Below are 8,865 nucleotides of genomic sequence, written 5' to 3'. Positions count from 1 at the left end.
GAAGCCTCTATCGCCTCAGCAGAGGCATGGATGTTCATAGCATCCATCAGGCGAATGACACGCCGTATCGCAAAGCTTGAATTTTGAGTCGGGCACTAAAATGACGGGCGCTGTCTCCTGCGCCCTTTTTTTGAGAAAATGAAAATCGGCCAATACCACGGACCTCGAACTATAAGCATAAAGTTAACTTGACAGATCAATCGGAGGACTTATACGCACTCGCCTATTATTATTAATAGGGGGGGGCGAAATGGAAGTCGTAAAGGTCGAGACTGAACTTCAAGCTTGGAAATTGTTGGATGCTTTGCTTTCTGGTGAACAAACAGCGCCAAAAGAGCCATTACTTTTTGACATTAAGAAGTGGGCAAACGTCCATATTTATCTGCCAGACACCCCCATTGAAGGTTCAATTTCACCTACAATGATGAAAGCCTTCTTGGAACTACAAGAAGCTATCAATCGAACTTACACACTAGTTTCAGCGGACACCACGGACCTTCGTCACCTTACAAATATCGAGCGCAACAATCTCGAATTCCGTGTTAAGGTAGAAAAAGGCAGTAGCGGTTACACTATCGATCTTGGAGAAATTGTACAAAAGATCGGCATTGAGGCAGTGAGTAAAATGACCCCTGAGATGTTGATGTACACCGTTTTAGGTACCGCTCTAATTGTCGGCGGAACTGCAATGTTCAAGTCATGGCTAGCAGCAAAAACCGAAGATCGAAAATCTCAAGTTGACCTGGAAAAGACGAAAGAAATGCTGTCAGTTCAACGTGAGGCTATCAGTCAAGGAACTGAAAATGTTCGCATCATGGCGGAGCTTTTTAAGAAAGTGCCAATTCTTAACGATATTGAGGCTGTTACGTCGGTTGCGAGAGGACAAATTGTCAAATCAGTTGGTGATGAAGGCGGTGGGAAGCTTTTTGATACAAATGTTGACAGTGAACTGGCCGCAGAGGTTACGACACAGATAAGACAGCAAAGTAGCGACGTTGTTTTAAAAGGAAATTACAAAGTAGTACGAGTTGATACGTCTGTTTCAGATGGATTCTCGGTTAAACTACTAAATGAGAATGATGGATCAGAAGTAACGGCATCATTATTAGACGCACTTGTTTCTCAAAAGCATAAATCCGCCATCCAAGAAGCGGAGTGGGGAAAAGGATTGGTTTACGTCGAAATAAAAGCGCGTAAAATAAACAACAGAATTATCGATGCCATTATAACGGATGCTAAACCTGTTTAATAAAATTAATTTTTTCAAATATTACATAGCCACCTTCTTATAATATTAGTTCGAGAAAACTAAAGCCCTGCAAACGCGGGGCTTTTTCTTTTGCCAAAAGGAAACACAATGACACGACGCATTAACGCGGCGGGGCTTTCGCTCATCAAGCAGTGGGAAGGCCTCAGAACAACAGCTTATCGTGATGTAGCTGGAATTTTAACGATTGGTTACGGCCACACAAGCGCGGCGGGTGCTCCAAAGGTCACGCCAGGCATGGCGATTGGTGACAATGAAGCCGAACATATTCTGAAAGCGGATCTTGCAAAGTTCGAAGCGCGTGTTGAGCGTCTGGTAAAGGTGCCTCTGACTGACAATCAGTTTGCGGCGCTCGTGTCGTTCGACTTCAACACTGGTGCGCTGCACAAATCCACACTGCTCAAAAAGCTCAATAAAGGTGATTATGACGCGGTTCCGGGTGAACTGGCAAAGTGGGTTAATGCTGGCGGCAAGAAGGTGCAGGGGCTTGTCAACCGCCGTGCTGCCGAAGCTGGTCTATGGTCTAAGGGTGCATTCGTATCGTCAAATACTGTCACAGCCACGACAAAGGCCAATAAAACTGATGTGGCGACTATAGGCGGGGCTGGCGCTGCCGGTGCGGCTGCAACCGTTGGCCCTGTCATCCCTGAGATTGTCAGCACCATTTCCAACCAGCAGGACGAGCTATCAAGCGGTCAGTGGGTTCGCGTTGCGATAGCTGCTGTCATCGTCAGTTTAGCCCTCTGGGGCATTTATAGGAAAACCCGGTCATGATCTGGGCCTTAATCCCAAACTGGTTGAAGATGACCGCCGCCGCTGTTCTGGCGGTTTTTTTGTGTTTGGCCGCCGGGTATGTGGCCGGCAAGCGTGACGGTCGATCCAGTGTCGAAACCAAAATCGAAAGACAGAACAATGAAGCGACTGAGAAAGCCCTTGGTGCTTTGCTCAATTATAATGAGTGCATTGACGCTGGCGGGGTGTGGACATTCAGGACAGGCAAATGTGAGCGGCGTCCGTAGCGTTCTTGGAACTGATTTGCTCGGCGCGCGCGGCGCAACAGACGCGGATCAACGAAAGATCGATCGCACTATTGTTCGTGGGTGTGCCGGTGGCGTCTGGTCAAAAGACGAATGCGCAAAGCATGATGAAAAATAAGAGGGGCGACAAGTTATGAAAGATGCGGGCCAAGATCGTTCCATTGGTAGAATTGAAGGAAAGCTCGATCTCATCATCTCGGATCAGGAGAATGCGCGGCAAGACCGCAAGCAACAATATGAGCGGCAGGAGAAAACTGAACGCTTATTGGAAGCCTTGCAGCGCAATATCGAAAGCATCGATGCGAGACTTGAAAAGGTTGAGGAACCGGTCGCGGATTTTAACCGCTGGCGGGAACGCGGCATCGGTGCTGTGATGCTTGTCAGCGCGTTCGCAGCCATTTTCGGCGCTGTCATCGCATCATTCTGGAGAAAAGTTTTAGCGATATTGGTAGGCTGATTTTAGATGCATGAAGCTGGTCTGCCCCCTGAAAAGTGATCCTTCATGAAGTATGGCTTATGAGCCTCAGAAGGACATTGAAATGGTAGCGAAAAGACACAAGGCAGAAGAGATCGTCACGAAGCTTCGTCAGGTTGACGTGTTGCATGCGCAGGGAAAATCGATGGCGGAAGCGATCCGGTCGATGGGCGTTACGGAAGTTACATACTACCGTTGGCGTTCCGAATACGGCGGCTTGAAGGGCGATCAGGTGAAGCGCCTGAAGGAGCTGGAAGCGGAGAATGCCCGGCTCCGGCGCGCCGTTTCAGATCTCACCCTGGACAAGATGATTTTAGCGGAGGCCGCAAAGGGAAACTTCTGAGCCCCGCCCGTCGCCGCGCTTGTGTAGACCATGTGCTCGATGAGCTGAAGGTGTCCGAGAGACGGGCATGTCGGGTTCTCGGTCAGCATCGTTCCACTCAGCGCAAGATCGCAAAGACTCCGGATGATGAAGCGGCGTTGACTGCAGACATCACGGCACTCGCTCTCCAGTATGGCCGCTATGGCTATCGTCGTATAACGGCGATGCTGCACCAGGCTGGATGGATCGTGAACGTCAAACGGGTCGAGCGCATCTGGCGACGGGAGGGGCTAAAAGTGCCTCATAAGCAACCGAAACGCAGCCGACTGTGGTTGAACAACAGTTCGTGCGTCCGGCTTCGGCCGGAATATCCCAACCATGTCTGGTCCTACGACTTCGTCGAGGATCGCACGCATAACGGCAGGAAAATCCGCATGCTCAACGTGATCGATGAGTTCACGCGGGAATGCATCGCTATCAGGGTCGAGAGAAAGCTGAAGGCCGTCGATGTCATCGACGTGCTTTCCGACCTTTTCATCCTACGCGGCGTCCCCACCCATATTCGTTCCGACAATGGGCCGGAGTTCATCGCCAAGGCGCTACGGGAGTGGATCGCAGCAGTCGGTTCCAAGACCGCCTACATCATGCCGGGCAGTCCATGGGAAAACGGCTATTGCGAGAGCTTTAACTCGAAACTCCGTGACGAACTGCTCAACGGCGAAATCTTCTACACGCTCAAGGAGGCGAAGATCATCATCGAAAACTGGCGACAGCATTACAACACAGTGCGGCCCCATTCATCGCTGGGCTACAAGCCACCAGCACCACAAGCAGCCGTCTGGCCCTCACAAAATGGGCCAGCGTCAACACCAGCAGTGGCAAGTCGACCCAGCATGCACTAACAGTAAACACGGATCACCCCATGGGGGCAGACCAATCGAAATACCTTAATGGACATCCCCGCGCCCCAAAATCTGCCATAGCTTCGGAATGATATATGTACCTCGTATCTGTTAGTTTATTTCTTTCCAGTAGGAAAGTGTGAACATCCATTCGGTAACGAGTACCCCATGGGAAAATCACAATGATCGGGTGCATCTTGGGTGCAAAACCACTTTTGTTCACGAACTGTTCTACAAATGTTTACCCTCTAGCTGTCATCAAAAGCCGCGCAAATGCGCGGTTTTAAGACTTCCCGATTGCGTTGACATCGTAAGGGTCAGATAGCTTAAATCATTAAAGGATGTGAAAAAGGCAGGGCGAACACGCCCTGCCTTCACCTAACGACGACAGACTGGAGGTCATATCGTCATCGTCCTCGCCAGCAGTCCTTCTACTGACAAGTGGTTCTCCTAAAGTAAAGTAGAGTAAATTAAAGTCAAACAAAAACCCGGCATCTGAGATGCCGGGTTTCCTGTAACCAATCCGTCAGGATTAGAACGAACGCTGGAAGCGAACCATACCCTGCCAAGCATCGTCACCCTTGAGTGTCGACTTCTTGTCGTTCCACTTGGTGTACGAAACTTCTGGAGTAATGGTGAAGCCAGGAACGAGTTCATAAGCTACGTTTGCAGTAGCTGCGAATGTGCCAGCATCTTCCCAAGCAGCCTGTACGTTGAAGGCTGCCTTTTCGTTGATGAGGTACTTCGCACCACCCCAAACAGCCCAATCGCCACCCCATGTGCCGTAGAAGCTGTCAACTACGCGAACGCCACGAGTAAATGTACCCGAAGTTGCATCAAAGTAGTCAGTCGAAGCTGCGTAATGATCCTTGTTCGACTTGTAGCCGCCCATTACCCATACGGAGAACTGGTCAGTTACGTTTACGTCGAGGCGAACCTTACCAGCCCATTCTTCGTTAACTGCGTCGTAAGCTGCAACACCGGCGATTGAACCCCAGCCCTGAGCGTACTTCAGACCACCAACGATATGCGGTGTGTAGTCATCGATAACTGCGCCCTTCGCTCCACGAAGATTGCCGTTCAGATCGATGTATGCACCCTTATCGGTGTCATCGTTGCCACCCTGTTCAAGAGCGATGATAGCCGAGAAGCCATTTCCGCCAGTGAAGGTGTAGCTAATTGCGTTGGTGCGGTAGCCGCCAGCGAGGATCACGTCGTCCTGCATTACATCGCCGAGGTAACCAGGGAAGGTTACGAATGCGGATTCGTCGAGACCAACGCGAAGACCGCCGAGCTGAATGTAAGCATAACGAGCTTCAGCAGCCGAGGCGCCGCCGTTCTGCCAATCCGCACGGATTTCTGTATATGTCTTCAGAGTACCGAGCTCGGTTTCCGAAGCAGTCGAGAAACGCAGTGTTGCGCGGCTAAGGAAGTTGTATGTATCACGATTTGGGCTCGCGAATTTAGCAAAATCTTCATCGCCAAGGTCGCTAGTCGAGCCAGCAAAAAGAACCGAACCAGAAGCACGGTTGCTTACACGTGCATAAACGTTATCGCCGCCTTTGATGTCAGCGCGAACATAACCATGAATGCGCAGGCAGGTTTCAGTGCCTGGAATGTAAAAATAGCCAGCGCCGTATGCATCGCAAACGCGGACATATTCAACTGCTTCAGGCTCTGGAGCAACGATTGCGTCTGCTGCCTGAGCGCCGGATGCTGCAACGAACGCTGCAGCGGAGCCGAGAAGAAGGCTCTTAATGTTCATGTCTGACCTCCAAGATCAAATTTCTTTACGAGCCCTACTGCGCTCGACCTAACGACTCATGAATAATCTTTAATCATGCCGACTCGCAACACAGTTTCGATGCAAGCCAGTCACGACACCGACGAGTGTTGCAGTTTTAACACAAATTCGCCTCAGTTCAGGAGATTTAAGGCGAATTTCGTCAATTTGTTAACAAAATACTAACTACGGCTGACGGTAATTTTACTACTTCAGTTGCCGTGACTGCTAAATAATTGGTGACTCATTAGAAATTATGTCGATATCAAACACTCAAAAGGCAGATGGAGGTGATTATGGCTACCAATAGCGTCAAGCTGAAAGACCTTGTTGCAATGTATGGCGCCAAGCTCTGGGATGCAGGTACTCCACACCACTTCACTGCGAATGGATATCTCCATGAGTTGAGTGAGATAAAGTCTGCGGAATTTGTCAACTTCCTAGCTGCAGACTATAACGAAATTATTACAGAGCTGCAAAATCGTGGAAATAAGAATTCAACGATCAATCGCAAAATTAATGCACTTACTAAATTACTTCGTGCAGCCGCCGCCAACGGTGATATTCCAAGCGTCCCTACATTTAAGAAATTACCCGAGAATAATGACACCCTTCGTTATTTGTCGCTTACGGAAGAAACGATGATCATAATGGCTATCGGAGAGCGATCAAATCCATTCGCTAGCCTCGCGCAGTTTCTTATTGAAACTGGCATGAATGTTGGGGAAGCGATTTTACTACGTTGGGAGAATATTTCTGGAAACTTTGTACATATTCCGGAAAGCCGTATTGGGCTTGGTCGTACCATACCATTGACAAAGAAAGCTGCTCACACTGTAACCGCCATGCATTCTGAATTACGTGGACCATTTAGTTGGATCGAACAACCTAAGTTCCGCGCAACCTGGAATGATAGTAAGGCGGCTGTTGGCTTGCAGGATGATAACGCTATCGTCCCTACAGTTTTAAGACATACATGCGCCTGTCGCTTAATCTTACAGGGCGTAGACCTGCGGATCGTGCAACGTTGGCTCGGTAATCGAAATTATAAATCAATGATAAGATATGAGGCATTGGTTCCTAACAATAATTTTACCCTTTGTGTTCCCGCCCTTGAAAGCTTTAAGGACTAATCCGAGCGCATAAAGGAATAGCGCTATCACATAACGATTGTTTCACAGTTGGATAACGAAGTTCGGCAGCAATGCGCGCCCTTTACGGCCGCTCCCAGCGTCTAACGTCCTTCTGAAGGGCTGTCATAACCTCATAAAGAAAGATATTTTGCCATGCGGATCAATCCTTCAAACGGTCATGTAGCAATCTCTTGTACTGGAAAGCGCCACGGCTGTACTACTGATAGCGAGCATCAGGGTCATGGGAGACGCGACCAATCCTGTCACCGTGAACTTTAAGCAAATGAAGATCTTACTCCTCTGGCCGGTCATCGATCGAGCTTAGCGTCAAATGTACAGTGCTGATTGGACCATCAGGCCATTCAAGCAAGTCCAGCTCAACTGAATCGCCATCACCTCCACCATCGTCCGCGATTGCTAGTGATGACGTATCAACGATCAAACCAATTACATTGTCATTGCCGCGGGCGACACCGCTGCTCTTCGTGATAGGACATGCTGCTGTCACCCGGAGTAACTCGTCCACGGTAAACGACCAATCGTCCAAACCTCCCCTAACCGCCTCCCGGCTGCAGGCTATATTGCCCGTCACCATTCCGGCGATATAGTTACCAATGGAAACAGGAGAGTTGAACCACGGTGCGGCTTTCTGAGTCAGTTCATGCCGCCATTCAGGAGAAGAGCTTTTGAGGTCAATACCGCCATATTCGGCGGTGCACATGGGCGAACCGACCAGAGGCATCCCTAGAAAGTTGCGGCTTCGCAAATCATAGCTGGCATCGATGAAAGTAAAGACAGGAAGCCAAGCAAGCAACTCGTGCTGAACCCATTCCTTGCCTGACGGCTTAACGACGCCGCCGTTGAGCATCTTCGCTTGGACCAAGACCGCGCGTTGTTCGTCAATTTTTTTGAATTGATCTACGTGGTCGATCACGATCAGCAGGTCCACGAGTTCGCAGCGACGCGGAGTATTTCCACCGTGGTATTGGGGATGAGGCACAGGTGCGAAGGTAACGTGGGGGCGCGAATGGCAGAAAACTGCGCGTAAATTGATGATAGTCCAATGCCTTTAGTGTCGTAGACCAAACCGCTGCAATCTCATCGAATCCATCTAGTGTCATCGTCCGCACTGCGGTGACTTCGCCGCTGGGCTTACCAGTACGTGCGCCGCCCCGAGTGAGCACCTTCGCAACGACGGGATCAGCGACGGCGGCGAGAACACTCATGAGCGAAGAGGGCAGCATATATGGCCTTTGTACAATACGGCTAGAATCCTAGTACTTTGGCGGTTCTGACACATTTATAAAAATGAACCAGATTGGCAAGTTCCTGGATTTATTTATCAGTTAAAAGAAAGCCCGCTTTACACTAGATACTACCAATCGCTACCAGTCCACTCACGGCTCTAGCCCGGCAGGTATTGGATTATGCCAAACGCCATGAATAGCGACAATGAAGGTCGAAGCCGACGATCAATCGATCATAGCTCAGCTAGCACTCAGACGTTAACAGCTCGTACGAAATTTGTGTAAGGTGGTTTGCATTTCTCAGCTAACCCATTGATTCAAAATGGGCACGAAATGCGTCATTTTGAAAAATAAGTGTTATATATCAATTAATTGGCTGGGACTCTGACTCCGTTAGTCCTGGTTCGAATCCAGGTTCCCCAGCCATTTGTTTTCATTAGATAATCTCCAGTATAAAACTAGAACAGTTTCGAGCGGTTTGCACATCAGTTTGCAAAGTTAGTTCTGCTTTCGAGCTTTCTGATTGCAGATTCGGCCAGTTTCGGATCGCGGTTCAGATAGTGCGCATCAAGAATTGAACGCACATCACGCAGGCTATGTCTGTTGGTTTTCACGCGGAACTGAGCCGGTTTTTTCACCGAGAATTGAGCCACCTTCGAGTATGTTTTTCAGATCATGGTTTGGTCAAGGGATTGGGTT

Annotated in this window: 9 protein-coding genes; 7 read left to right on the top strand and 2 right to left on the bottom strand. The window is 49.3% G+C overall.

Annotated features, from left to right (window positions below; all coding sequences use genetic code 11):
• Positions 1-250: 250 nt before the first annotated feature.
• The 6 genes from VBH83_RS18815 to VBH83_RS18790 all read left to right on the top strand — a co-directional run bounded on the left by VBH83_RS18815 (position 251) and on the right by VBH83_RS18790 (position 4,003).
• Complete coding sequence (locus VBH83_RS18815) at positions 251-1,249, top strand: hypothetical protein (RefSeq protein WP_396999023.1); 999 nt, start codon at positions 251-253, stop codon at positions 1,247-1,249.
• A 108-nt stretch (positions 1,250-1,357) separates the two neighbouring features.
• Entirely contained in the window at positions 1,358-2,041 is a 684-nt protein-coding gene (locus VBH83_RS18810; protein WP_396999022.1) for a lysozyme, read from the top strand.
• Entirely contained in the window at positions 2,038-2,286 is a 249-nt protein-coding gene (locus VBH83_RS18805; protein WP_396999021.1) for a hypothetical protein, read from the top strand. The genes VBH83_RS18810 and VBH83_RS18805 overlap by 4 nt, the downstream gene beginning before the upstream one ends.
• Positions 2,180-2,422, top strand: a complete 243-nt coding sequence (locus tag VBH83_RS18800; RefSeq protein ID WP_396999024.1) for a hypothetical protein — start codon at positions 2,180-2,182, stop codon at positions 2,420-2,422. Before VBH83_RS18805 ends, VBH83_RS18800 begins: the two co-directional genes overlap by 107 nt.
• Before the next feature lie 15 nt (positions 2,423-2,437).
• On the top strand, positions 2,438-2,761 hold the full coding sequence (locus VBH83_RS18795) for a hypothetical protein (RefSeq protein ID WP_396999020.1): 324 nt from the start codon (positions 2,438-2,440) through the stop codon (positions 2,759-2,761).
• Positions 2,762-2,843: 82 nt separating this feature from the next.
• Positions 2,844-4,003 (top strand): IS3 family transposase gene (locus tag VBH83_RS18790; protein WP_396999019.1). Its coding sequence is split into 2 segments (ribosomal slippage): positions 2,844-3,108 and positions 3,108-4,003, totalling 1,161 coding nucleotides; the frame shifts between segments, so codons are not numbered across the junction.
• Positions 4,004-4,535: 532 nt separating this feature from the next.
• On the opposite strand, the gene VBH83_RS18785 is transcribed toward VBH83_RS18790, so the two are convergent.
• Positions 4,536-5,768: a porin gene (locus tag VBH83_RS18785; RefSeq protein WP_396999018.1), complete on the bottom strand. Its 1,233-nt coding sequence runs from the start codon at positions 5,766-5,768 to the stop codon at positions 4,536-4,538.
• A 314-nt stretch (positions 5,769-6,082) separates the two neighbouring features.
• On the opposite strand from VBH83_RS18785, the gene VBH83_RS18780 reads away from it, so the two are divergent.
• Complete coding sequence (locus VBH83_RS18780; protein ID WP_396999017.1) at positions 6,083-6,919, top strand: site-specific integrase; 837 nt, start codon at positions 6,083-6,085, stop codon at positions 6,917-6,919.
• A 292-nt stretch (positions 6,920-7,211) separates the two neighbouring features.
• Here the strand turns inward: VBH83_RS18780 and VBH83_RS18775 are convergent, their stop codons facing one another.
• Positions 7,212-7,868 carry a hypothetical protein gene (locus tag VBH83_RS18775; RefSeq protein ID WP_396999016.1) on the bottom strand — a complete coding sequence of 219 codons (657 nt, stop codon included), beginning with the start codon at positions 7,866-7,868 and terminating at the stop codon, positions 7,212-7,214.
• Between the last annotated feature and the right edge of the window lie 997 nt (positions 7,869-8,865).

This window comes from Ochrobactrum sp. S1502_03, assembly GCF_044435015.1.
In the GTDB taxonomy this organism is placed as follows: Bacteria; Pseudomonadota; Alphaproteobacteria; order Rhizobiales; family Rhizobiaceae; genus Brucella; species Brucella chromiisoli.
This window is presented reverse-complemented; position numbering and strand designations above follow the sequence as displayed.

Coding starts and splice junctions, on each gene's coding strand:
- VBH83_RS18815 (WP_396999023.1), top strand. CDS start 251: ATGGAAGTCGTAAAGGTCGAGACTGAACTTCAAGCTTGGAAATTGTTG.
- VBH83_RS18810 (WP_396999022.1), top strand. CDS start 1,358: ATGACACGACGCATTAACGCGGCGGGGCTTTCGCTCATCAAGCAGTGG.
- VBH83_RS18805 (WP_396999021.1), top strand. CDS start 2,038: ATGATCTGGGCCTTAATCCCAAACTGGTTGAAGATGACCGCCGCCGCT.
- VBH83_RS18800 (WP_396999024.1), top strand. CDS start 2,180: ATGAAGCGACTGAGAAAGCCCTTGGTGCTTTGCTCAATTATAATGAGT.
- VBH83_RS18795 (WP_396999020.1), top strand. CDS start 2,438: ATGAAAGATGCGGGCCAAGATCGTTCCATTGGTAGAATTGAAGGAAAG.
- VBH83_RS18785 (WP_396999018.1), bottom strand. CDS start 5,768: ATGAACATTAAGAGCCTTCTTCTCGGCTCCGCTGCAGCGTTCGTTGCA.
- VBH83_RS18780 (WP_396999017.1), top strand. CDS start 6,083: ATGGCTACCAATAGCGTCAAGCTGAAAGACCTTGTTGCAATGTATGGC.